At 62.2% G+C, this 21,053-nt stretch carries 26 protein-coding genes; 12 read left to right on the top strand and 14 right to left on the bottom strand.

The window, feature by feature from the left end; genetic code table 11:
• Nucleotides 1-6 precede the first annotated feature (6 nt).
• Complete coding sequence (locus J5J10_RS04240; protein ID WP_211928967.1) at nt 7-411, bottom strand: ester cyclase; 405 nt, start codon at nt 409-411, stop codon at nt 7-9.
• Between the two features lie 123 nt (nt 412-534).
• On the opposite strand from J5J10_RS04240, the gene J5J10_RS04235 reads away from it, so the two are divergent.
• Nucleotides 535-960 carry a GNAT family N-acetyltransferase gene (locus J5J10_RS04235; protein WP_211928966.1) on the top strand — a complete coding sequence of 142 codons (426 nt, stop codon included), beginning with the start codon at nt 535-537 and terminating at the stop codon, nt 958-960.
• A 37-nt stretch (nt 961-997) separates the two neighbouring features.
• Here the strand turns inward: J5J10_RS04235 and J5J10_RS04230 are convergent, their stop codons facing one another.
• A complete protein-coding gene (locus J5J10_RS04230; RefSeq protein WP_211928965.1) occupies nt 998-1,336 on the bottom strand; it encodes a hypothetical protein in 339 nt (112 codons plus the stop codon).
• On the opposite strand from J5J10_RS04230, the gene J5J10_RS04225 reads away from it, so the two are divergent.
• Nucleotides 1,322-2,380, top strand: a complete 1,059-nt coding sequence (locus tag J5J10_RS04225) for an AI-2E family transporter (protein ID WP_211928964.1) — start codon at nt 1,322-1,324, stop codon at nt 2,378-2,380. The genes J5J10_RS04230 and J5J10_RS04225 overlap by 15 nt on opposite strands.
• A gap of 12 nt (nt 2,381-2,392) precedes the next feature.
• Here the strand turns inward: J5J10_RS04225 and J5J10_RS04220 are convergent, their stop codons facing one another.
• Complete coding sequence (locus J5J10_RS04220; RefSeq protein WP_211928963.1) at nt 2,393-2,974, bottom strand: N-acetyltransferase; 582 nt, start codon at nt 2,972-2,974, stop codon at nt 2,393-2,395.
• Nucleotides 2,975-3,237: 263 nt separating this feature from the next.
• Between J5J10_RS04220 and J5J10_RS04215 the strand changes: the two genes are divergently transcribed.
• Nucleotides 3,238-4,272, top strand: coding sequence for a glutathione S-transferase family protein (locus J5J10_RS04215; protein WP_211928962.1), 1,035 nt, complete (start codon nt 3,238-3,240; stop codon nt 4,270-4,272).
• Here the strand turns inward: J5J10_RS04215 and J5J10_RS04210 are convergent.
• Nucleotides 4,229-4,720 carry an NUDIX domain-containing protein gene (locus J5J10_RS04210; protein WP_249116673.1) on the bottom strand — a complete coding sequence of 164 codons (492 nt, stop codon included), beginning with the start codon at nt 4,718-4,720 and terminating at the stop codon, nt 4,229-4,231. The genes J5J10_RS04215 and J5J10_RS04210 overlap by 44 nt on opposite strands.
• A 40-nt stretch (nt 4,721-4,760) precedes the next feature.
• Between J5J10_RS04210 and J5J10_RS04205 the strand changes: the two genes are divergently transcribed.
• Nucleotides 4,761-5,669, top strand: coding sequence for a metallophosphoesterase (locus tag J5J10_RS04205; protein WP_211928961.1), 909 nt, complete (start codon nt 4,761-4,763; stop codon nt 5,667-5,669).
• 108 nt (nt 5,670-5,777) lie between these two features.
• Nucleotides 5,778-6,851: a polyphosphate kinase 2 gene (gene ppk2 / locus J5J10_RS04200; protein ID WP_211928960.1), complete on the top strand. Its 1,074-nt coding sequence runs from the start codon at nt 5,778-5,780 to the stop codon at nt 6,849-6,851.
• Nucleotides 6,852-6,865: 14 nt separating this feature from the next.
• On the opposite strand, the gene J5J10_RS04195 is transcribed toward ppk2, so the two are convergent.
• From J5J10_RS04195 to J5J10_RS04170, 6 genes are all read right to left on the bottom strand, one after another.
• Nucleotides 6,866-7,648, bottom strand: coding sequence for an alpha/beta fold hydrolase (locus tag J5J10_RS04195; protein ID WP_211928959.1), 783 nt, complete (start codon nt 7,646-7,648; stop codon nt 6,866-6,868).
• Nucleotides 7,649-7,651: 3 nt separating this feature from the next.
• Entirely contained in the window at nt 7,652-9,367 is a 1,716-nt protein-coding gene (gene leuA / locus J5J10_RS04190) for a 2-isopropylmalate synthase (protein ID WP_211928958.1), read from the bottom strand.
• 326 nt (nt 9,368-9,693) lie between these two features.
• Nucleotides 9,694-9,942, bottom strand: a complete 249-nt coding sequence (locus tag J5J10_RS04185; RefSeq protein WP_211928957.1) for a CopG family transcriptional regulator — start codon at nt 9,940-9,942, stop codon at nt 9,694-9,696.
• Nucleotides 9,923-10,192 carry a BrnT family toxin gene (locus J5J10_RS04180; RefSeq protein ID WP_208551701.1) on the bottom strand — a complete coding sequence of 90 codons (270 nt, stop codon included), beginning with the start codon at nt 10,190-10,192 and terminating at the stop codon, nt 9,923-9,925. The genes J5J10_RS04185 and J5J10_RS04180 overlap by 20 nt, the downstream gene beginning before the upstream one ends.
• A 52-nt stretch (nt 10,193-10,244) precedes the next feature.
• Entirely contained in the window at nt 10,245-10,466 is a 222-nt protein-coding gene (locus tag J5J10_RS04175; RefSeq protein WP_211928956.1) for a hypothetical protein, read from the bottom strand.
• The gene (locus J5J10_RS04170) at nt 10,466-11,647 is read right to left on the bottom strand and encodes a benzoate/H(+) symporter BenE family transporter (RefSeq protein WP_211928955.1); all 1,182 of its coding nucleotides are present in this window, start codon (nt 11,645-11,647) and stop codon (nt 10,466-10,468) included. The genes J5J10_RS04175 and J5J10_RS04170 overlap by 1 nt, the downstream gene beginning before the upstream one ends.
• A 368-nt stretch (nt 11,648-12,015) precedes the next feature.
• Here J5J10_RS04170 and rnk point away from each other — a divergent pair, with 368 nt between their 5' ends.
• From rnk to J5J10_RS04150, 4 genes are all read left to right on the top strand, one after another.
• Nucleotides 12,016-12,423, top strand: a complete 408-nt coding sequence (gene rnk, locus J5J10_RS04165) for a nucleoside diphosphate kinase regulator (protein WP_211928954.1) — start codon at nt 12,016-12,018, stop codon at nt 12,421-12,423.
• A 109-nt stretch (nt 12,424-12,532) separates the two neighbouring features.
• Nucleotides 12,533-12,766: a hypothetical protein gene (locus tag J5J10_RS04160; RefSeq protein WP_211928953.1), complete on the top strand. Its 234-nt coding sequence runs from the start codon at nt 12,533-12,535 to the stop codon at nt 12,764-12,766.
• A gap of 122 nt (nt 12,767-12,888) precedes the next feature.
• Entirely contained in the window at nt 12,889-13,989 is a 1,101-nt protein-coding gene (locus tag J5J10_RS04155; RefSeq protein WP_211928952.1) for a carboxynorspermidine decarboxylase, read from the top strand.
• A 50-nt stretch (nt 13,990-14,039) separates the two neighbouring features.
• Nucleotides 14,040-15,278 (top strand): saccharopine dehydrogenase family protein, encoded by a 1,239-nt coding sequence (locus tag J5J10_RS04150; protein ID WP_211928951.1) that lies wholly within the window; start codon nt 14,040-14,042, stop codon nt 15,276-15,278.
• A gap of 79 nt (nt 15,279-15,357) precedes the next feature.
• On the opposite strand, the gene J5J10_RS04145 is transcribed toward J5J10_RS04150, so the two are convergent.
• Both J5J10_RS04145 and J5J10_RS04140 read right to left on the bottom strand, forming a co-directional pair.
• On the bottom strand, nt 15,358-16,320 hold the full coding sequence (locus tag J5J10_RS04145) for an XcyI family restriction endonuclease (protein ID WP_211928950.1): 963 nt from the start codon (nt 16,318-16,320) through the stop codon (nt 15,358-15,360).
• A complete protein-coding gene (locus J5J10_RS04140) occupies nt 16,317-17,177 on the bottom strand; it encodes a site-specific DNA-methyltransferase (protein WP_211928949.1) in 861 nt (286 codons plus the stop codon). The genes J5J10_RS04145 and J5J10_RS04140 overlap by 4 nt, the downstream gene beginning before the upstream one ends.
• A gap of 286 nt (nt 17,178-17,463) precedes the next feature.
• Here J5J10_RS04140 and J5J10_RS04135 point away from each other — a divergent pair, with 286 nt between their 5' ends.
• The gene (locus J5J10_RS04135; protein WP_211928948.1) at nt 17,464-17,778 is read left to right on the top strand and encodes a helix-turn-helix domain-containing protein; all 315 of its coding nucleotides are present in this window, start codon (nt 17,464-17,466) and stop codon (nt 17,776-17,778) included.
• 71 nt (nt 17,779-17,849) lie between these two features.
• Nucleotides 17,850-18,353, top strand: a complete 504-nt coding sequence (locus tag J5J10_RS04130) for a hypothetical protein (RefSeq protein WP_211928947.1) — start codon at nt 17,850-17,852, stop codon at nt 18,351-18,353.
• A 4-nt stretch (nt 18,354-18,357) separates the two neighbouring features.
• Here the strand turns inward: J5J10_RS04130 and J5J10_RS04125 are convergent, their stop codons facing one another.
• Nucleotides 18,358-19,131 carry a pseudouridine synthase gene (locus J5J10_RS04125; RefSeq protein ID WP_211928946.1) on the bottom strand — a complete coding sequence of 258 codons (774 nt, stop codon included), beginning with the start codon at nt 19,129-19,131 and terminating at the stop codon, nt 18,358-18,360.
• A 118-nt stretch (nt 19,132-19,249) separates the two neighbouring features.
• Here J5J10_RS04125 and prmB point away from each other — a divergent pair, with 118 nt between their 5' ends.
• Complete coding sequence (prmB, locus tag J5J10_RS04120) at nt 19,250-20,161, top strand: 50S ribosomal protein L3 N(5)-glutamine methyltransferase (RefSeq protein ID WP_211928945.1); 912 nt, start codon at nt 19,250-19,252, stop codon at nt 20,159-20,161.
• Between the two features lie 3 nt (nt 20,162-20,164).
• On the opposite strand, the gene J5J10_RS04115 is transcribed toward prmB, so the two are convergent.
• The gene (locus J5J10_RS04115; protein WP_208551728.1) at nt 20,165-21,031 is read right to left on the bottom strand and encodes a DMT family transporter; all 867 of its coding nucleotides are present in this window, start codon (nt 21,029-21,031) and stop codon (nt 20,165-20,167) included.
• Nucleotides 21,032-21,053: the final 22 nt, after the last annotated feature.

Genomic DNA, 21,053 nt, shown 5'->3' with positions numbered 1-21,053 from the left:
GCCGGCTCAACGGGGACGGTCCCCGTCAACCTGCTCCGCAATCGCCGCCTTGTCGATGATCGACCACACCGCCCTGATCTTTCCATCCGCGAACTGATAGAACACGTTTTCCTCGAACACGACGCGGGTGCCGTTCACAGGCATCCCGAACAGCATACCGACCGGCGTGCAGTCGAAGCGAAGCCGGCTTGCGACGACAGGTGGATCGCAGAAAAGAAGGCGAACGTCGAAGAAAAGGTCCGGGATCGCGACGAAATCACCTTCGATCATCTCCCGGTAACCGGGAAGACCAATCCGCTCTCCGTTGTACTCCACATCATTGTGGACGAATTGCCCGAGCCGGTCGAAATCCTGACCGTTCAGGCAGTCGATGTAGGCGCGGTAGATCGTGGGAAGGTTGTTCTCGGGCATCGGCTTCTCTTCGCTGCATACCTCTCCATCTAGGTCATCTCGGCCCGATATCCACCAGCAAGGACCTGAGGTCGCCGCGAAGCCACTCTCGACAGCTAAGCGGGAGCCGCCTACCGTAACTCCATGACGACACCCATGACGCTCTCCGACACCGTCCCCGACGACGCCCGTGATGCGATCCTTGCCGGCATCAAGGCCTACAACAACAACGTCCTCGGTCCCACGGACCGGCGCGATCTCTTCATCCCCCTCATCGATGACGAGGGACAGACCGACGGCGGTCTCGTCGGTTACACCGGCCGCGGCTGGCTCTATGTCGAGATGCTTTTAGTTCCGGAGCGTCTACGCGGCCACGGGGTGGCGGGCCAGCTGCTGCAGAGAGCGGAAGAAGAGGCGAAGGCCCGTGGCTGCCAGGGTGCCTATATCGACACCATAAACCCGGTCGCTCGCCGCGCCTACGAACGGCAAGGCTATAGCGTCTTCGGACGTATCGACGATTTCGTTCGAGGCTACGACATCACCTGGATGATCAAGCGCTTCCTGCCATAACCGCATCCGTCCGCTCGGCCCCGTCCTTCAGGATGAACTAGAAGATCAGCATCAGCAGCAGGACCACGACGATCAGTCCGATCAGGAAGATCGCTCCGATCGTTCCACCAATGAATTTCAGCATGATGTTTCTCCTCTCGTGATTGATACGGCGGACGAAGCTTGCCCTGCTAAACAGTGAAACGCTTCGTCGAAAGGGGAACAGATCGGACCCTGAGAGGTTCCCTCTGGCAACAGGACTGCTCCAGACATCACACCTTCTATGGCTGCCGCCGTCGCGCTTTCTGTCCAGCGCAAGGCGCGGCGGAAGCCAGATAACGGGTGAGCATTCCCGCAGCAAAGACGAAGGAAAGGAACAGACATGACGGTAAAACACGATCTGCTCCGCCTCGGGCCAACCGGGGGCCCGGACCGCCGTCAGATGTCCGTCGCTCTTGTTTGCCTGCTGATCGGCGCACTGCTGATATTTCTGCCCGGCACGCTATTGATGGTTTTTGCAGGCGTGCTGCTCGCCATTCTCGTCCGCTCCTCCGGTGCGTGGATTGGCGCCCGCCTGTCTGTCGGTCCGACCTGGGGCGTCGCCATCTTTCTGGTCGCGGTTCTTTTGGTCCTGGTTGCCGGCGGAACGGCGGCAGCGCCGGCCATTTCCCAGCAGATCGACGAACTCTGGCGCCAGATCCCCGATGCCGTCGAAAACCTGCGTTCGAGAGCAGAGGACTACGCATGGGGCCGTGAGCTGATCGACCACGTCAGCGAAGACAGCCTCTGGACGTCGGCCTCGGGAGGCGCCGCCACACAGGCGCTGGGGTCCTCCTTCGGTTATCTCGGTAACACGGTCCTGTTGATTTTCATCGCCCTTTACGGCGCATTCGATCCGCACACCTACCGAAAGGGTTTCCTGAAGCTGTTCGCTCCGTCTCTGCGGGACAAGGTCGCACATGTCCTCTCCCGTTCCGTCGGCCAGCTGGAAAGCTGGCTGTCCGCACAGTTGATCTCGATGACGGTGGTGGGCGTGCTGACAGGACTGGGCCTCTGGCTGATCGGCATTCCGCTGGCATTGGTGCTGGGCCTGCTCGCGGGACTTCTCGCGTTCATCCCGAATATCGGCCCCGTTCTTGCCGCGACGCCCGGTCTTCTCCTCGCTTTGCCCGGCGGAACGAACTCGGTCCTGATGGTTCTGGGGATTTATCTGGCCGTTCAGGCCCTTGAGAGCTATGTGGTGACGCCGATCGTCCAGCGGCAGAAGGTCTCGCTTCCGCCCGTGCTGGTCATATGCTCGCAGCTTGCCTTTGGGGCGCTGTTCGGCCTGATCGGCCTGGCGCTGGCGACACCGCTGATCGCCCTGGTTCTACAGCTGGTCGACGATCTCTACGTCAACGATTACCTTGAGCAAGAAACAAGGGTGCCGCTCGCCCACTAGGGGTCACGCACGTTACCCGGCGCGGGACAACCGGCCGAGCTCGACCGAGGACTCCACGACCGCATCGGCGTCGACATCAGAACCGGCCGCGGCGCCCATTCTCCAGCCGATATCTCCTCTCAGCCGGTCGTGCACGTCCGTCCCCATCGGCACCACCAACACCCGGCCCGGATCAACGGGCCCGGGAAACTCCAGCGCCTTCCAGGCGACCTTCTCGAAGCCGAGCGGCATGTAATACGGCGGATCGCCGATCAGGATAACGGCTTCCGAACCCTTCCGCCGCGCGGCCTCAATGGCGATCCGGACCAGTTCCCGGCCGATCCCCATGTTCTTGTGCGAGGGCCGTACCGCAAGCGGTCCAAGAAGATGGCCCTTCACCGAACCAGCCAGCACCGGCGTCATGCGCACCGAGGCGATCGTTTCGCCGCGATCGGCGCAAACGAACGACAACTGGCGATCATGAGGTCCCTGCTCACGGATACGGGCCGCAGCACGTGTATGCCGGCCGGGGCCGAAGGCTTCTTCGTTGATAAGTTCGATAACCGCGTCGTGCGACGCATCCTCGGTGAGGTAGACGAGCTCGTGAGCTTTCATGGGTATGACCGGAACCAGACTGGACTGACGGAGACATGGGTGATCGATGACACGCGAAGGTGTCAGGTCAGCGTCAGCGTCGTCGCAGGGTCCGTACAAGGGTCATAAAGGAGCGCATCCAATTTTTGGTGACGGCTTCGATAGCAGCATTGCGGCGATCCGTCCAACGGAAAAACGCAGTGTTCATTCATTCGCCCCTCGCAATCGACGCCGACCTGCATATTTTCAGGAAGACGATAAACGTAGCGGGAAAGGATAAGCCGATGGGCATGCTCGTGGACGGCGTCTGGAAGGACGTCTGGTACGACACCAAATCGACGAACGGGCACTTCAAGCGAGGTGCGTCGACATTCCGCAACTGGGTGACCGCCGACGGCTCTGCCGGTCCCTCCGGTGAAGGCGGTTTCAAGGCCGAATCCGGCCGCTATCATCTCTATGTATCGCTGGCCTGTCCCTGGGCTCATCGAACCCTGATCTTCCGCAAGCTGAAACAGTTGGAGGAGCATATCGGCCTGTCCATCGTCGATCCTCTGATGCTGGAAAACGGCTGGGAGTTCCACGAGCGCGATGGCGCGACCAGCGACCATCTCTTCGGCTCCGACGCACTCTGGCAGGTCTACACCCGCGCCAAATCCGATTTCACCGGCCGCGTTACCGTCCCTGTTCTGTGGGACAAGCAGAAGAACACGATCGTCTCGAACGAGTCGGCCGAGATCATCCGCATGTTCAACAGCGCTTTTAACGGCATAACCGGCAACATCGACGACTATTGCCCTGACGACCTCGTCGGCGAGATCGATGAGCTGAACGCCCGCATCTACGACAACGTCAACAACGGCGTCTACAAGGCCGGCTTCGCCACCAGCCAGGACGCCTATGAGAGCGCGGTCAAGCCACTGTTCGACACCCTCGACTGGCTGGAAAGCCGCCTGTCAGGCCAGCGTTTCCTGCTGGGCGACCGGCTGACGGAGGCCGACTGGCGGCTGTTCACCACCTTGGTGCGCTTCGACGCCGTCTATGTCGGCCACTTCAAGTGCAACATCCGCCGCATCGCTGACTATCCGCACCTTTCGGCCTATCTGCGCGACCTCTATCAGTGGCCGGGCGTTGCCGAAACCGTCAACATGCGCCACATCAAGCACCACTACTACCGCAGTCACAAGACCATCAATCCCTCGGGCGTGGTGCCCGTCGGCCCGGCGCTCGACTTCGACCGCCCGCATGGTCGCGACAAGCTGGCCGAGGCTCTGGAAATTACCAGGTCTCGGCGCGGGGAAGCTCACCTCGCAACTCGCTGAGCCGGCGCAGCGTCGCGTCTGTCGTGCCCGCCGGCGGGTTCGCCGGATCGAAGAAGCCGCATTCCACGATTTCCCGGTCTGGGAGTCGTGGTGCGGTCTGCCGGACGTTGACCCGGTAAAACAGCACGTGGTCGCGCTTGCTGACATGCCGGTTGAAATAGACGCCCAGAAGTTCGGGTGGGGCTGTCGCCTCCAGATTGCCCTCTTCCCGGATTTCCTTTGTCAGGGCCTCTCCCACGGTCTCGCGGCGCTCGACCCCGCCGCCGGGAAAGTACCAGCCCGGCAGGTAGCTGTGCCGAACGAGGAAGACCCGCCCCTCCGTGTCGAAGCATGCAGCGCGCACGCCAAGCGTCATGCCGCGCGCCATCACGAAATAGGTATGCAGCACCCGCATCATCAGCCGCCGGCTTCCCCCCTCGACGACAGCCTTGCCTTTGTCTTCTTTCATTCCTTGCCCCATTGCCCCTCCCGCACTATGAGTGTCGCCGATGTTCAAGCTCGCTCACATATCCGACATACATCTCGGACCGCTCCCAAAGCTGACTTTGCGCGAACTTGCCTCCAAGCGCATCACCGGCTACGTCAACTGGCATCGTAACAGACGAAAGCATCTTTTTGCCAATGCTTTAGACCTCGTCATGGAAGGTATTGCCGAGGCAAGGCCGGACCATCTGGCAATGACCGGCGACATGGTCAATCTCGCCACCGCCATGGAAATCCGCATGGTCTCGGACTGGCTGAAGCACGCCGCCGAACCGCTCTCCACCTCGATCGTTCCCGGAAATCACGACGCCTATGTGCCCGGCGCCCACGCTAAGACCGTCAGCGCCTGGTACGATTACATGCGCGGTGACGACGACCCGCTGGTCTGGGAGGACGACCACAAGCTCTTTCCATATATTCGTCGGCGCGGACCCGTGGCGATCATCGGATGTTCCACCTCGATCGCCACCCCGCCCTTTTCGGCCATGGGATATTTCAGTGCCAGACAGGCCCGAGAGACGGCAAACCTCCTGAAGGCGGCTGGCGAAGAGGGCCTGTTCCGCGTCGTCCTGATCCATCACCCGCCGGTGCGCGGCGCCGCCAGCCGCTACAAGCGTATGGTCGGCATACGGCGTTTCGGCGCGGCGATCTCCGTCGGCGGCGCCGAACTCGTGCTGCATGGCCACACGCACCTCAACACGCAATACACGCTGCCAAGCCGTGGTCGCCCCATTCCCGTCATCGGCATCGCCTCCGCATCGCAGGGCCCCGGCGGCCACAAGCCCGCCGCCGCGTTCAACCTGTTCGGAATATCGGGCGAAAGCGGCGCCTGGGCACTGGACTGGCAACGTCACTCGCTGCGCGACGATCTCCAAGGCACCGAGATGTCCCACCACCACATTTTCTCCCTCTGACGCCGGTCAGGCGGCGAACCACGCTCCAGTCTTGATCCAAGTCAATGCCGGAAGCCTTTGCCGGGCGCTCTATATTAGCGGTTCCGATGAAGGCGCGAGGGGGTGGGCATGACGCAAGACAACAACGAGGCGAAGAAACCGGCTGGCCTCCCGGAGGGCGTGGAGACAGGATTGGCGGAGGAACGCCGCGAGGCCGCACAGGAGGCCGAACTCTCCGCCCTCGGCGCCATAGCCGCGACGGGCAACGAGGAGGTCGTCTCCGGCATCGAGGCCATCATAGAGGGCGCCTCTCCCGACGACGCCACCCGGCTGCGCAAGTCGCTCGGCCTTCCCAAGCCATCCGGCCATCCGCGCGGGACGAGCGACGAACTGGCCGACGACTGGCGCGACGGCGGCTATCCCTTCCGCTACAAGATGCTGCGACGCGATTACGAGCGCGAGAAATTCACCCTGCAGACCGAACTGCTGAAGCTGCAATCCTGGGTTAAGGAAGCCCAGCAGCGCGTCGTCATCCTGTTCGAGGGACGCGATGCCGCCGGCAAGGGCGGCGCGATCAAGCGCTTCATGGAACATCTCAATCCGCGCGGTGCCCGCGTCGTCGCGCTCGAAAAGCCGAGCGAGGTCGAGCGCGGCCAATGGTATTTCCAGCGCTACGTCGAACACCTACCGACGCGCGGCGAGATCGTTCTGTTCGACCGTAGCTGGTACAATCGTGCCGGTGTCGAGCGGGTCATGGGTTTCTGCACGGACGAGGAATACCGCGAGTTCCTGCGCCAGGCGCCGGAATTCGAACGTAACCTCGTCCGCAGCGGCCTGCACCTGATCAAGTTCTGGTTCTCCGTCAGCCAGGACGAGCAGCGCCGCCGTTTCAAGGAGCGCAAGGTCCACCCGCTGAAGCAGTGGAAGCTCTCGCCCGTCGATCTCGCCTCCCTCGACAAGTGGGACGATTACACCCGCGCCAAGGAAGCGATGTTCTTCCACACCGATACCGCCGACTCTCCGTGGACGGTCATCAAGTCGGATGACAAGAAACGCGCCAGGCTGAACGCCATGCGCTATGTCCTCCATGCGCTGCCGTACAAGGGCAAGGACCTGAAGCGCGTCGGCCGGGTCGAGCCACTATTGGTTGGCCGCGCCAACACGATCCACGAGCGCGGCGAATACGACTTCGGCGTCCGATAGGCGCTCATGCCCGGTCAGCCTGCGCCCGATATGATCGACTTCAGGAGGTCCGCCACGGCATCTGGGGCCTCTTCCGGCAGCATGTGCCCGATGCCCGTCCAGCGACGGAAGACAAGATTGTCGGGAAGAGAAGTCTCGTCGGGGACAGGAAGGATCGCGTCCTCGTCGCCCCAGACGACGGTCACCGGCATCGAGAGCTGTGCTAACGCCGACATGTCGATGGTTCCCTGTTCCCATCCACCCTTGCCGTCCGGCCGCATCATCGCCTCGAAGACACGACTCAGGAGCTCTCGAGCACCCGGCCGCTGACGCTCGTTCCAGAGCCGATCCACGGCCTCAAGCAATGGCCGTCGCCCCTCCGCCATCATCGCGGCCAGCGCCTCGGCGAGGTTCGGCCTGTCCACGGACAAGGAGAAGCGCCGCAGCACCCTGTGATTGATCTCCGGACCGAAACCTCCCGGCGCCAGCAGCGTCGCGGTCAACACCCGTTCGGGCGCCCTAAGGGCTATCAGCGCAGCGGTCGCCCCGCCGAGCGAATGACCCGCGAGGTGGAAATGCGAAATCCCGCGCGCCGAAAGATCGGAAAGCAGAGCTTTCGCCATCCGCCCCGCCCCGCCTGGATTTTCGGCGTCGACCGAGCCGCCATGTCCCGGCAGGTCGTAGACAACAAGCGGCGGCCCTCCTGCGAGAGCCGCCACCACCTCATCCCAGACATGTCCGTCGCCGCCGAAACCGTGGAGAAGCACCAATGGCGGTGCGTCATCCAGGTTGCCGGTGATGGCGGCGTGGAGACCCATGGCTCAGGCCTTCTTGGTTTCCTCGAGCACGCGGTTGGCGGCCGAGACGATCGCCTCGAGCGAGGCGGCAACGATGTTCGTGTTGATGCCGACGCCGAACAGCTTGCCGGTCGGATGTTCCACCTCGACATAGGCGATCGCCGAGGCGTTGGAGCCGTGCTGCAGCGAGTGCTCTGAATAGTCGGCAACCGAGAGCTCGATCCCGAGATAGGTCGATAGCGCGTTGATGAAGCCGTCGATCGGACCTGTGCCCTTGCCCTCGATCCGCTTCACCTCGCCCTTGTCGGTGATCTCCGCCGCCACCACGCGAACCCCGCGTGCGTCACCGCCGGCCGGGTAGGTGTGGTGGTCGACGAACTTCAGCCGCGCCGTCGGCTGGTCGACATAACGTTCGATAAAGCGCTCGTAGATCGCCTTAGACGGCAGTTCCTTGCCGCCTTCATCCGTGATCCGCTGGATGTCCTCTCGGAACTCGACCTGCAGGTTGCGTGGCAGGTTGATGCCGTAGTCCTCTTGCAGGATGTAGGCGATGCCGCCCTTGCCCGATTGCGAGTTGATCCGGATGATCGCCTCGTAGGTGCGCCCCACGTCCTGAGGGTCGATCGGCAGATACGGCACTTCCCAGACGGGCGAATTCGCCTTGCGGATCGCCTTCATGCCCTTGTTGATCGCGTCCTGATGCGAGCCTGAAAACGCCGTATAGACCAGTTCGCCGACATACGGATGACGCTCCGGGATCACCATCTCGTTCGAGTATTCGTAGACGGCCTTGATCCGCTCGATGTCCGAACAATCCAGTTCCGGATCAACACCCTGCGTGTACATGTTGAGCGCCAGCGTCACGATATCGACATTGCCGGTGCGCTCGCCATTGCCGAACAGCGTTCCCTCGACACGGTCGGCGCCGGCCATCAGGCCGAGCTCGGTCGCGGCAATCCCGGTGCCCCGGTCGTTGTGCGGATGCAGCGAGATGATCACATTCTCGCGGTTGTCGATATTTCGGCACATCCACTCGATCTGGTCGGCATAGATATTCGGCGTCGCCATTTCCACGGTCGACGGCAGGTTCAGGATCAGCTTGTTGTCGGCCGTCGGCTTCACAATCTCGACGACCGCATTGCAGATTTCCAGCGCCACCTCCAGCTCGGTGCCGGTAAAGCTCTCCGGCGAATACTCGAAGCGATAACCGCCGCCCGCTTTCGCCGCCATGTCCATGATCATCTTGGCCGCGTCGACGGCGATCTGCTTGATGCCCGCCACATCCTTGCCGAACACCACGCGACGCTGCAACTCGGACGTGGAGTTATAGAAATGGATGATCGGCTTTGTCGCCCCTTCCAGCGCCTCGAAGGTGCGGGTAATCAACTCCGGCCGGCACTGCACCAGAACCTGCAGCGAGACATCGGCGGGAACGCCGCCCTCCTCCACGCACCAGCGGGCGAAGTCGAAATCAGTCTGCGAGGCCGACGGGAAACCGATCTCGATTTCCTTGAAGCCCATGTCGAGCAACAGCTGGAACATCCGGGCCTTGCGGTCGTGGCCCATCGGGTTGACCAGCGACTGGTTGCCGTCGCGCAGGTCGACGGAGCACCAGATCGGTGCCTTGTCGATTACCTTCGACGGCCAGGTGCGGTCGGAAATATCGATCTGCGGATAGGGGCGATACTTCTGCGAAGCATCCGGCATGCCCTGCTTCACCGTGTGGGTCTTCAAAATCATCGTCGTCGTCTCTTCTCGTCCTCGTCGGCGTGACCGGCTGATAGCAAATCAGCGCCGGTTTCGCACGTCCGAACACACCCTTTTCAAGGGATGGATTGCATCAATGGGGGAGTTTCGAGGAGCAATCGCCGAACGGCTGACCCGGCCGCCGGGCGCTCCTCAATGGACCCGGCAACCGCGGATAAGGCCGAGAAGAAGAAGCGAGTTTGGCACCGACGCGACGAAACCGGCCGCAAAGCGGGCCGTCATGCGAGTCGCAACAATGGTCGTGCCGTTGATCATCATGGGATGAGGAATAACGCGCGGAATGGAATCGCGCAAGAGCGTTATTCGGCCGCGGACGGCGTTACTGCATCGAGCTTTTCACGCAGCCATTCTTCCAGAAGAGTGTCGGCGGGTACACCAAGCTCCCGAGCCTGCCGTTCCAGCCTGAGCTTCGTGCCTCGGGTAACAGTCACAGTTAGCACTACAGGCTCCAGATTGGGACGAGTGGCCGTGGTCCAGTCGATGTATTCGCTTATGTCTTCGCCATCATCGAACTTCCGATCGAATTCCTCAGCGCTGATTGTCTTCATAGCGACGCCTTTCATAAATTCGTGCCCGGCGGACCGAAATGATGCGAATACGCTCCTCGCGTAGAACGTAGACACCGGTCCACAGGACCCCGAAAATCCGGCCTATTCGGATCCGCCTTGGCTCGAGCAGATGTCCGGCATCCGCATCGACGGCGAATAGATCATACCACAATTCCTGCGCCGCCACGAAATCGATTCCGTGCTTCGCTTTGTTCGCCTCGCTTTTGGCCGGATCGAATTCGAACTCCATGCCGAAAAGCTAGCGCAACCATGACGATCACGCCAGATCGGTCACACCTCGCTCACCGCCGCCCGAACTGCGCGATTAAAGCTGCGGCCAGGAAGCAGAGCGCGATCATGCCCCAGACCATCCCGCCATCGGTAACGTTGTTGCCATCAGGCGTAACGCAGCTCGATTGTGAAGCTGCAATGCAGTCCCGCCACATCCAGTAGCGAGCATGAAAGATGGCGGCGAAAAGCCCGGCGGCAAACACAAGGACAATCGCCCGCGGACGAACCCGCATCACGCGCGAGCCCTGGCCACTTTCAACAACCCCAGCATCGCGACCCCCGCGACCAGTCCCCAGAACGCGCCGGAGATCCCGAGGATCGAAATGCCCGACGCCGTCACCAGAAATGTCACCGCCGCCGCCTCCCGCGTCTCCGGCTCCTTGAATGCCGCCACCGCCGAGCCCGAAAACGCCCCGATCAGCGCCAACCCGGCGACGGACTGGATCAGGATGGGCGGTGCCAGGGATACGAAGGCGGTCACAGCGCCGGCCGCGAGTCCAAGAACAATGTATCCGATACCGGCGATCACCGCCGCCCAGTAGCGCCTGACAGGATCGGGATGGGCATCCTCACCGGCGCACATCGCCGCCGTGATCGCCGCGAGGTTGACTGCATGGCCACCAAATGGCGCTGACAGGAGAGAGAACAGCCCGGTCGCGGCGAATAGCGGCCCCGGATTGGGATCGTAGTTGTTGACCTTCAGCACCGCGATGCCGGGAATGTTCTGCGAGGCCATCGTCACGATGAAGAGCGGCAGTGCGATCGAGACGAGCGCGGCGAGCGTGAACTGCGGCGCCACAAATTCCACCGGCGGCGCCAACGACGAGGCCCAGGTGGCGAACGCCCCTTCCGGCAGCTCGACTCCGAGGACCATGACGATGACGAACGCGACGAGCGCGGCCGGCACCGCATAGAGACGCTTGAACGCCGCAACGACCGCCCAGGCGATGAAGATCGGCAGGCCGAGCGCCGGATCGAAGGCGATTGCCTTGAACGGCGCGAAGCAGAGGCCGAGGATGACGCCGGACAGCATGGCATTGGCAAGTGGCGCCGGGATCGCCGCGACCGCGCGACCGAGCGGCCGGAACAGGCCTGCGACCACGATCAGCACGCCGCAGACGAGAAAGGCCCCGACCGCGACGGCGAACCCGCCCTCCGGCACGCCCGCCGTCACCAGAACGGCGGCACCCGGCGTCGACCATGCGATCGAGACCGGCAGGCGCGTCCAGAGGCTGAGCACGATCGCGCACAGTCCCATCGACACCGAGAGAGCCATCAGCCCCGAAGCCGCCTCGTAGTCGGTCGCGCCAACCCCCTTCAGCCCCTGCAGCACCACCGCGAACGAACTGGCAAAGCCCACGAAGGCGGTCAGGCAGCCCATGAACAGGCTTTGGGGGGACAGGTCTTTGAACATCGATGACTCCGGCGAATGACGCTCAACCCTCAGCAAAGATTCAGGTTGTACGCAAGCCTGTCCGGCACCGTTCAGGTACGCATGAAATCCCGCTTTTCGGCCCTTGGCCTTGACATTGCCATGCTTTGACCCGACCTTTCTCCTATGAACACGCGCAAACGCCATACCCTGTACCGGCCCTTCCCGATCGCGGAATAGCGGCCCCGGCTCGGCATCCCCGGGACCGGGGAAGCGTGTAACCATCGGAAAAAATTCATCGGTCGACCGTTGCCGCGTCCATCGCGGCGGCAAGCGTTTTGATTACGGATCAAGCGTTTTGACTACGGATATTGCGCCGGGTCGGCCCACTACACAGAAGGACAAGAACCATGACCAGACCCCGGATCGTCGTCGAGAAGAACGACCACGACAAGCTGATGCGCCTCGCCAACGGCCTCGTCGAAACCCGCCCCGAGATCGCCGAGGAACTGCTCGACGAACTCGAACGCGCCGCCGTCGCCGAGGACGCAAAGGCCATCAACGGCACCGTGCAGATGAACAGCACCGTCGAATACCGCACCGACGAAGGCGCCTCGCGCACCGTGACCCTCGTCTATCCGGCAGATGCCGATATCGCCGAGGGCAAGGTATCGATCCTCACCCCGATCGGCACCGCGCTGCTCGGCATGCCCAAGGGCCGCACCATCGACTTCACCGCCAATGACGGCCGTCAGCACAAGCTGACCGTCGTCTCTGTCACGAAGGCCACCACCGAAAACGGCGCCGCGAAGGCCTGATCGCCGGCGGGCAAAACGGCGCGGGCCGCGAGTTGATCTTTTTCGCGGCCTCGTGTTATAGGCCCGCCCCACACATTGCAGGTTTCATCTGCTGGTTGGAGAGGACGCCATGTCGAGCGACGCCCTGTTCCAATCGGGGATGGGCCCAGTCGAACTGGATGCCCCCCGAACGGAAGTAGTCTCTATCGCGCCCCTTACTCGGGCGTGCCGGACGATATTTCGTCTCGTCTTCACGCACACGCGGCTGACGGGCATCGCACTCGTGCGCACCGAAATGCGCCAGCGCGGCGGCCTTCAGAAGCGCCTCGTGCCGCGCCGCATGGCGATCACCATCCCCTCCTGAACAATCCAAGCCAGCCCTGAAGCCGACGGGTCGAGGCGCGCCGCGCCATGCCCCGCCTCGGCTTCACGTCGCCGTCACATGCCGATGGCACACCCCTTCCCTGCGAACGAACAGGTGTCACCATGCCGCTCCAGACTCCCTATTACCTGATCGACAAGTCGAAGCTGCTCCAGAACATGGAGAAGATCGCGACCCTGCGCGAACTCTCCGGCGCAAAGGCGCTTCTGGCGCTCAAATGTTTCGCCACCTGGTCGGTCTTCGATTTCATGCGCGACTACATGGACGGCACGACCTCGTCCTCGCTCAACGAAGTCCGCCTCGGCCATGAGCGTTTCGGCAAGGAAACCCACGCCTATTCCGTCGCCTACGCCGACTACGAGATCGACGAGGTCGTCTCCCATGCCGACAAGATCATCTTCAATTCGATCGGTCAGCTGACCCGTTTCGAGCAACAGTCTTCGGGGATCATCCGCGGCCTGCGCCTGAACCCCGGCGTCTCCTCTTCGAGCTTCGACCTCGCCGATCCAGCCCGCCCCTTCTCGCGGCTGGGCGAATGGGACTTGAAGAAGGTCGAGCCGGTCATGGACCTGATCTCCGGCTTCATGATCCACAACAACTGCGAAAACGGCGATTTCGACCTTTTCGATCAGATGCTCGGCAACATCGAACAGAAGTTCGGCCCCCTGTTGAAGAAGGCCGAATGGGTGTCGCTCGGCGGCGGCATCCATTTCACAGGCGAAAACTATCCGCTGGAAAAATTCGCCGAGCGCCTCAAGCGCTTCTCCGGCGAATTCGGCGTCCAGGTCTATCTGGAGCCCGGCGAAGCCTCGATCACCAAGTCGACCACGCTCGAAGTCACCGTGCTCGACAGACTTTACAACGGCAAGGATCTTGTCGTGGTGGATTCGTCCATCGAAGCGCATCTCCTCGATCTCCTGATCTACCGGGAAAGCGCAAAGGTCCACCCCAACCAGGGACCGCACCGGTACCAGGTCTGCGGCAAGTCCTGCCTCGCGGGCGATATCTTCGGCGAGTTCAATTTCGAGAAGGAATTGAACATCGGCGACCGCATCTCGCTGCAGGACACCGCCGGCTACACGATGGTCAAGAAAAACTGGTTTAACGGCGTGCAAATGCCGGCAATCGCCATCCGCGAACTGGATGGCAGCCTCAGGACGGTCCGCGAGTTCGACTACGCGGACTACGAACAAAGCCTGTCTTGAGATCCTTCAAGTCAGGTTCTGACGATTGGACGTAAGGAGTTGGTCCCAGAATGAAAAAGAACGTGCTCATCATCGGCGCCGGCGGCGTCGCCCAGGTGGTCGCCCACAAGTGTGCGCAGAACAACGACGTGCTCGGCGACATCCATATCGCCTCGCGCACCAAGGCGAAGTGCGACGCCATCATCGCTTCCGTGCATGAGAAGAAGGCGATGAAGCAGGAGGGCGTTCTCGAAGCCCATGCGCTCGACGCCCTCAACATCGAAGCCACCAAGGCGCTCATCAAGAAGCTCGGCACCGAAATCGTCATCAATGTCGGCACCGCCTTCCTCAACATGTCGGTGCTGCGCGCCTGCATGGACACCGGTGTCGCCTATATCGACACCGCGATCCATGAAGAGCCGAACAAGATCTGCGAGACCCCGCCGTGGTACGGAAACTACGAGTGGAAGCGTGCCGCCGAATGCGAGGAAAAGGGCATCACCGCCATCCTCGGCGCCGGCTTCGATCCGGGCGTCGTCAACGCCTATGCCCGTCTTGCCAAGGACGAATATCTCGACAAGGTGACCGACGTCGACATCGTCGACATCAATGCCGGCAGCCACGGCAAATACTTCGCCACCAATTTCGACCCGGAAATCAACTTCCGCGAATTCACCGGCGTCGTCTATTCCTGGCAGGGCGGCGAATGGAAGGTCAACAAGATGTTCGAGATCGGCAAGGATTACGACCTGCCTGTCGTCGGCACCCGCCGCGCCTATCTCTGCGGCCATGACGAAGTGCACTCATTGGCCAAGAACATGGACGGCGCCGACGTGCGCTTCTGGATGGGTTTTGGCGATCACTACATCAACGTCTTCACCGTCCTGAAGTCGATCGGCCTCCTCTCCGAACAGCCGGTCAAGCTCGCCGACGGTTCCGAAGTCGTGCCGCTCAAAGTCGTCAAGGCCTGCCTGCCGGATCCTGCCTCGCTTGCCCCCAACTACGAAGGCAAGACCTGCATCGGCGACTACGTGAAGGGCTTCAAGGACGGCAAGGAAAAGACCGTCTTCCTCTACAACGTCGCCGACCACAAGGAAGCCTATAACGAAGTGGGCAGCCAGGGCATCTCCTACACCGCCGGCGTCCCGCCGGTTGCTGCGGCCATGCTCGTCGCGACAGGCGAATGGGACGTGAAGAAGATGGCGAACGTCGAAGAACTGCCGCCCAAGCCGTTCATCAACCTCCTGAACAGGATCGGCCTGCCGACCCGCATCCAGGACGAGGATGGCGACCGGGCCGTGGAGTTCTGAGAGCGCTGTTGAGCGCTTGAGGATTGAGGGAATGCGGACCCCGCCGGAGAAATTCGGCGGGTGTTCTGGTCGATCTGCGCTAACTCACTGTAGGGATGCCAGTCATTGCCACAACGAGATCACGAAACTCCTGATATTCGTCACCCTCGGCCTGCGCGAGGCTAGAAATACGGTAGAAGCGGTTGGTAGATGGCGATTCTCGGGCCGCCATATCCATGTCGATCCTGTCAACATTGACGACGGTCCAACACTCAACGTACTTGTTCGCCTTGGCCTTCTGATGGCTTTTTTCCGCCTCGCCGATCCGGTTGTGAATGTTGGAAAAATCCTCGCCGCCTTTTACCTCGATCGCAACGATGTTCCGGTAGCTATCGGTTCGCATTTCCTCTCGGATGACAATGTCGGGATCTGATGCAAACTCAATCAAGACCGTGCGTCCGGCTGCGTTGCGGACGGTCATCCGGCGCGGATCGGCCGTTACAAGGTGGTCGTGCACAATATCGCGAATGGCATTGAACACCTTAATGATACCCGCCGTACCTTTGCGGTTATTGGCTCCGCCCCGCCACTGCGGGCCTAGCGTCAAGATCGTCAGGTCATTGAGTAGCGCAAGTGTAACGGGCTGCGCCAAAATGCCCGTAAGCAACTGCGCACCAGCATCGCACATCTCCTTGCAAAATGCTTCGAGATCCCCGTCCACTTTGGCTCTCAGCGTTCCTCGGTCCTCCATGCTGGCAAACCTGCCTGCAATTTCAGAAACGTAAAATGCTTTTTGGCTGTAACCATAGAGAAGCCGATAGTAGCCCAATAAGCGGGGGTTTGCGCGCAGGAGCAGGGGGACGGGGAAAAACAATTCACCGCGTAGGCCAAAACCGGCCAACTGCTGCAAACTGTGGCCGGGAACATACTTCGCCAGTTCGCGGTCCAATTCAGTGATTTTGAGCGTACGCGTCGTCTCCAAGAGCGCTTCTTGAAGCATTTGACTACGCACTTCCGCCAAATTGGCCGCGAATTCAATTTGAAGGTCGGGAGCTGGAATCATGCGGCCACTCGCACAACCGTTTCTGATGAGGCTTGGAGACGGTCGGCCGCCAAGGCGACATAGTCCGGGTTCAGTTCAATTCCAACATAGTTTCGACCAAGCTGCTCGGCAGCTAGGCCAACCGTCCCTGAACCGAAGAAAGGGTCGAGGACGAAGTCACCCGGACGTGTGGCGGCTTTGACGCATGGGTCGACGAGTTTCTGCGGGAAAGTGGCAAAATGCGCCCCGGGAAATGGGGTCGTGTTCACGTTCCAGACAGACCGAAGATTTCGGCCGTTCAATTCTTTCACCGCCTCACGATCGTAAAAATACTGCTCTTGTTTGGAGAACATGAAAAGGTATTCGTGCGCTCTGGTGGGCCGGTCCTTCACACTCTCCGGCATAGCATTCGGCTTATTCCAGATGACGTCGGCACGTAAATACCACCCATCATCCTGCAGGGCGAAGGCAAGGCGCCAAGGAATCCCCAGTAGATCCTTCGGTTTTAAACCTTCCGGGGTATTTGGCCGTACTGACATTGCCCGGGCTGGGTTCTTCTTATCAGGAGCGCGCCAGCCCCGGTTGCCGCTGGTGAAGCCATCCCCGATGTTCAACCAAAGCACGCCGTCATCCCGCAGCACGCGCCGTGCCTCACGGAATACCGATACAAGGCTGTTGATGAATTGGGGGAGTGTGGGCTCCAAGCCGATCTGATCGCTTATATTATAGTCTCGCAGCCCCCAGTAGGGAGGGGACGTCACAATACACTGGGCATGCCGAGGGGGAAGACGCCGCAATACGGTTAGCGCGTCACCCTCGAAAATTACACTGTCGTGAATAGACAATGGTAACTCGGGGGTGATCTTCGTGGTTTTCATATCTGTCCCAGTCATGACGACGCGACTCGGCGGCGTAGATGTTGTAGTGTACGGTGATACATCAGACGTCATGTTCCGCAAACCTTCTGTGACGGTTAGTCCCAAGGCAGAACTTAGATGAAAAAGAACATAACGTGAACAAGAATTTTGTGGTTCTTTTCCCTAGGGACACTAGATTTCGAAGTATGCTGTCGCGACAAGCAGGGGATAAGCCAGACGCTGTTTTACAAGTCCCTGATCCGCAAGGCCGATACCCGCTTTTCAGCCTGGCTGAAGGAGAAACGCAATGGACACTGACTGGAGAACCCTTCGCGCCGAATTGCCGGACGATGTCCGCGCACGGCTCGACGCCAAGCGCAACGAGCGACGGCTGGGCAAGGCACTGGCCGAGGTCCGCAAGGCCATGCAGGCAACCCAACAGGATGTCGCAGCCCGGGCCGGCATGACGCAGAACACCGTCTCGAAAATCGAACGCGCCGACGACGTCCTTCTCTCCTCCGTCGTCCGCTACATGCGCTCGATCGGCGGTGGCGTCGAACTCCTGTTGAAGACCCCTGACGGCAAGGAAAGCCGTGTCGATCTGACACCCGAAGCGAACTGAGCATATCCACCCCGCCCCCACGATGCTACGAGGCCGCCACACACCACATCCACACGCCGAGACACACGCTTATGCCCCCAGCCCTCCACCCCGACCTCACCGCATCCCTCCGCCCCCTCCTCGCCGAACTCCACCAATCCCCCGACCTCCTCCAGACCTGGGACGCCCACCTGGAACTCGTCGCGGCCGGTGGTCTCGTTGTCGTGAAGTCGAAGCGGGCGAAGGGGCTGGTCGACAGCCTGTTCTGGGGCCGCGCGCCGAATAGCCAGGAAAACAAGCAGCTTCCGGAGACGACAGCCTTTGCCGCGATCGACCGTTTCCTCGGCCTCGGCGCCCATCTCGCTCTGGCGGATGCCCTGCCCGAGGGCGCCGTGCTGGATGAGGCCTATCCCCACTGCGCGGTGAAGATGAGCTACCGCAAGAAGGGTGCGCCCAAGGCGAAATCGCTGTCGATGATCCTCATCGGCTTCAATGACGAGGCCGATGCCCTGACCTATGCGGAGCGCGCTGGCACCGGCCTGCCGCTCGTCACCTCCAGGCCGCTGATGGGCGACAAACTGCACGAGTGGCGCTAGCGCCTCAGCCGCGCAGCGCCTTTACCTCCGCCTCCGTCAGCGTCCGCACAGCCCCCTTTTCCAGCGTACCGAGCTCCAGCGAACCGATCGCCACACGCACCAGCCGCAGCACCTCGATGCCCAGCGCCTCCAGCATGCGGCGGATCTGGCGGTTCTTGCCCTCGTCCAGCACCACTTCGATCCACGAGTTCCTGTCACCCTCGCGCAGCAGCGCCGCCTTGCGCGCCCGCAGCAGGTCGCCGTCGTGCATCACCCCCGCCACCATCGCCGCCAGCACGTCCGCATCGACCAGACGGTCGACCTGCACGTGATAGGTCTTCGACACATGCGTCTCGGGGTCCAGCAGCCGGTTGGCGAACTCCGTGTCGTTGGTGAACAGCAGCAGCCCCTCGCTCGCCTTGTCCAGCCGCCCGACCGGCGAGATATGTGCCCCGGCATGGTCGCCAAGGCACTCGTAGACAGTCGCCCGCCCCTCGGGATCGTGCCGTGTGGTCACTAGCCCGCGCGGCTTGTTGACCATCAGGTAGACAGGCTTTTCCGCCGCCACCCGCGCACCATCCACCGCGATCGCCGCCGCAGCCAGATCGACCCATGCCTCGACATCCGTCACCACCCGCCCGTCGACGCTGACGCGCCCCGCCGAAATCAGCGCCTCGGCCTGCGTGCGCGAACAATAGCCAAGCTTGGAGAGCGCCCTCGGCAGCGTCACGCGTTTGCCCTCGGCCTGCGTCTCAGGCTTGCGGTTGGCGGGTTTTGTCCGCTTCGGCTTGTCCTTCATCAGTCGCGTCCTCGACGTGGCGACGGTTGACCCGCCGCCCCCGGCCTTCTAGAGCGAAGGCACAACCCTTTGTCCCCCGCAATAAGCGAGCGGGCCGCCATTGAAAAGCGAGAATGCCGTGGACGACATCACCAGAGACCTCGTGACCCTGCGCGATTACTGGCGCTATGCGATCTCCCGGTTCAACAAGGCGGACCTGAGCTACGGCCACGGCACCTCGACCGCCGGCGACGACGCCGCCTTCCTGCTGCTCGATTCGCTCGACCTGCCGATCGACGCGCTCGATCCCTTCCTCGACGCCCGCCTGCTGCCGTCGGAACGCAAGCTGCTGGCCGAGCGCATCGAGGCCCGCGTCACGACGCGAAAGCCCTCCGCCTATCTCACCGGCCGCTCCTATATCCAGGGCGTGCGCTTCCATGTCGACGAGCGGGTCATCGTGCCGCGCTCGCATATCGGCGAGATCCTGTTCCGCGAATATCTGGGCGAGCTCGGCTCGTCCTTCCTGCCCGATCCGATGGCGGTCGAAAGCGCGGTCGATATCTGCACCGGCTCCGGCTGCCTCGCTGTGCTGGCGGCGAAGTTCTTTCCGCAGGCGGAGGTCGATGCCGTCGATCTCTCGGCGGATGCGCTGGAGGTGGCAAAGCTCAACCTCGCCGAACACGAGGTCGAGCAGCAGGTCAGCCTCCACGAGGGCGATCTCTTCGCCCCGCTTGCCGGCCGCACCTATGATCTCATCATCACCAACCCGCCCTATGTCGACCACGAGGCGCTCGACGGCTATCCGCCGGAATACCGGGCCGAGCCGAGGCTCGCCCATGACGGCGGCGTCGACGGGCTCGATCTCGTCCGCCGCATCCTGGATGAAGCCGCCGCGCACCTGAACCCCGGCGGCGGCATGATCTGCGAAATCGGCTCCGGCCGCGAAATCCTCGAGGAGGAATACCCCCACCTCGATTTCGTCTGGCTGGAAACCGCAAGCTCCCAGGACGCCGTCTTCTGGCTCTCGGCCGAGGCGCTGGGGGTGGAATAATCCCTAGCGGGCGAACCGCCGCGCCCCCGCGACGCAGCCGACCACGGCGACCGTGACGGCCGCCATCGACCAGCTCACCGCCTCGCCAAGCAGCCCGGCGGCGAGCGCCAGTCCGAAGAAGGGCTGCAGCAGCTGCAACTGCCCGACCGCAGCGATGCCGCCGAGCGCCAGCCCCCGATACCAGAAGATGAAGCCGATCAGCATCGAGAACAGCGAGACATAGGCAAGCCCCAGCCATGCCGCCTCCCCCACGCCGCCGAACGTTGCAGGGCGCGTGACAAGAGCGAGCACCACCATCACCGGCAGCGACAGGATCAGCGCCCAGGCGATCACCTGGAAGCCGCCGAGCCGCCGCGAAAGCCGCGCGCCTTCAGCGTAGCCGAGCCCGCAGGCGATCACCGCCGCCAGCATCAGCCCGCCGCCGATCAGCGACACCTCGCCGCCCTTGCCGCTCAGCGCATACCCCGCGACCATGGCGCTGCCGAGCACCGAGAAGGCCCAGAAGGCCGGCTTCGGCCGCTCGCCGCCCCTGAGGACCCCGAAGGTCGCGGTCGCGAGCGGCAGGAGCCCGATATAGACGATCGAATGGGCCGAGGTGATATGCTGCAGCGCCAGCGCCGTCAGCAGCGGAAACCCGACCACCACGCCGAGCGCGATCACCACGAGCGACGCGATCTCGTCCCGGCGCGGACGCGCGCCCGGAAAAAGGAAGACGAGCGGCAGCGCCAGAAGCCCGGCGATGGCGCCCCGCGCCGTGGTCAGGAACAGCGGATCAAACCCCGCCACCGCCACCCGCGTCGCCGGCAGCGAGGCCGAAAAGATCAGCACCCCCAGCATCCCGTTGATCAGCCCTTCCATCGTTCTCGTCATGCCATGTCTCTCCATGAATTCC

The organism is Ciceribacter sp. L1K23, from assembly GCF_018122705.1.
Classification (GTDB): domain Bacteria; phylum Pseudomonadota; class Alphaproteobacteria; order Rhizobiales; family Rhizobiaceae; genus Allorhizobium.
Note: the sequence above shows the minus strand (reverse complement) of the source record. Positions and strands in the feature narration are given on the sequence as shown.

What these genes read in the sequence shown, in the direction of transcription:
- J5J10_RS04160 (WP_211928953.1), top strand. Translation starts at nt 12,533, where the DNA reads ATGTCGAGCGACGCCCTGTTCCAATCGGGGATGGGCCCAGTCGAACTG.
- J5J10_RS04155 (WP_211928952.1), top strand. Translation starts at nt 12,889, where the DNA reads ATGCCGCTCCAGACTCCCTATTACCTGATCGACAAGTCGAAGCTGCTC.
- rnk (WP_211928954.1), top strand. Translation starts at nt 12,016, where the DNA reads ATGACCAGACCCCGGATCGTCGTCGAGAAGAACGACCACGACAAGCTG.
- J5J10_RS04150 (WP_211928951.1), top strand. Translation starts at nt 14,040, where the DNA reads ATGAAAAAGAACGTGCTCATCATCGGCGCCGGCGGCGTCGCCCAGGTG.
- J5J10_RS04195 (WP_211928959.1), bottom strand. Translation starts at nt 7,648, where the DNA reads ATGGGTCTCCACGCCGCCATCACCGGCAACCTGGATGACGCACCGCCA.
- J5J10_RS04205 (WP_211928961.1), top strand. Translation starts at nt 4,761, where the DNA reads ATGTTCAAGCTCGCTCACATATCCGACATACATCTCGGACCGCTCCCA.
- J5J10_RS04220 (WP_211928963.1), bottom strand. Translation starts at nt 2,974, where the DNA reads ATGAAAGCTCACGAGCTCGTCTACCTCACCGAGGATGCGTCGCACGAC.
- J5J10_RS04115 (WP_208551728.1), bottom strand. Translation starts at nt 21,031, where the DNA reads ATGACGAGAACGATGGAAGGGCTGATCAACGGGATGCTGGGGGTGCTG.
- J5J10_RS04235 (WP_211928966.1), top strand. Translation starts at nt 535, where the DNA reads ATGACGACACCCATGACGCTCTCCGACACCGTCCCCGACGACGCCCGT.
- J5J10_RS04175 (WP_211928956.1), bottom strand. Translation starts at nt 10,466, where the DNA reads ATGCGGGTTCGTCCGCGGGCGATTGTCCTTGTGTTTGCCGCCGGGCTT.
- J5J10_RS04170 (WP_211928955.1), bottom strand. Translation starts at nt 11,647, where the DNA reads ATGTTCAAAGACCTGTCCCCCCAAAGCCTGTTCATGGGCTGCCTGACC.
- J5J10_RS04210 (WP_249116673.1), bottom strand. Translation starts at nt 4,720, where the DNA reads ATGAAAGAAGACAAAGGCAAGGCTGTCGTCGAGGGGGGAAGCCGGCGG.
- J5J10_RS04145 (WP_211928950.1), bottom strand. Translation starts at nt 16,320, where the DNA reads ATGATTCCAGCTCCCGACCTTCAAATTGAATTCGCGGCCAATTTGGCG.
- J5J10_RS04130 (WP_211928947.1), top strand. Translation starts at nt 17,850, where the DNA reads ATGCCCCCAGCCCTCCACCCCGACCTCACCGCATCCCTCCGCCCCCTC.
- J5J10_RS04140 (WP_211928949.1), bottom strand. Translation starts at nt 17,177, where the DNA reads ATGAAAACCACGAAGATCACCCCCGAGTTACCATTGTCTATTCACGAC.
- J5J10_RS04185 (WP_211928957.1), bottom strand. Translation starts at nt 9,942, where the DNA reads ATGAAGACAATCAGCGCTGAGGAATTCGATCGGAAGTTCGATGATGGC.
- ppk2 (WP_211928960.1), top strand. Translation starts at nt 5,778, where the DNA reads ATGACGCAAGACAACAACGAGGCGAAGAAACCGGCTGGCCTCCCGGAG.
- J5J10_RS04135 (WP_211928948.1), top strand. Translation starts at nt 17,464, where the DNA reads ATGGACACTGACTGGAGAACCCTTCGCGCCGAATTGCCGGACGATGTC.
- J5J10_RS04180 (WP_208551701.1), bottom strand. Translation starts at nt 10,192, where the DNA reads ATGGAGTTCGAATTCGATCCGGCCAAAAGCGAGGCGAACAAAGCGAAG.
- J5J10_RS04240 (WP_211928967.1), bottom strand. Translation starts at nt 411, where the DNA reads ATGCCCGAGAACAACCTTCCCACGATCTACCGCGCCTACATCGACTGC.
- J5J10_RS04125 (WP_211928946.1), bottom strand. Translation starts at nt 19,131, where the DNA reads ATGAAGGACAAGCCGAAGCGGACAAAACCCGCCAACCGCAAGCCTGAG.
- J5J10_RS04215 (WP_211928962.1), top strand. Translation starts at nt 3,238, where the DNA reads ATGGGCATGCTCGTGGACGGCGTCTGGAAGGACGTCTGGTACGACACC.
- leuA (WP_211928958.1), bottom strand. Translation starts at nt 9,367, where the DNA reads ATGATTTTGAAGACCCACACGGTGAAGCAGGGCATGCCGGATGCTTCG.
- J5J10_RS04225 (WP_211928964.1), top strand. Translation starts at nt 1,322, where the DNA reads ATGACGGTAAAACACGATCTGCTCCGCCTCGGGCCAACCGGGGGCCCG.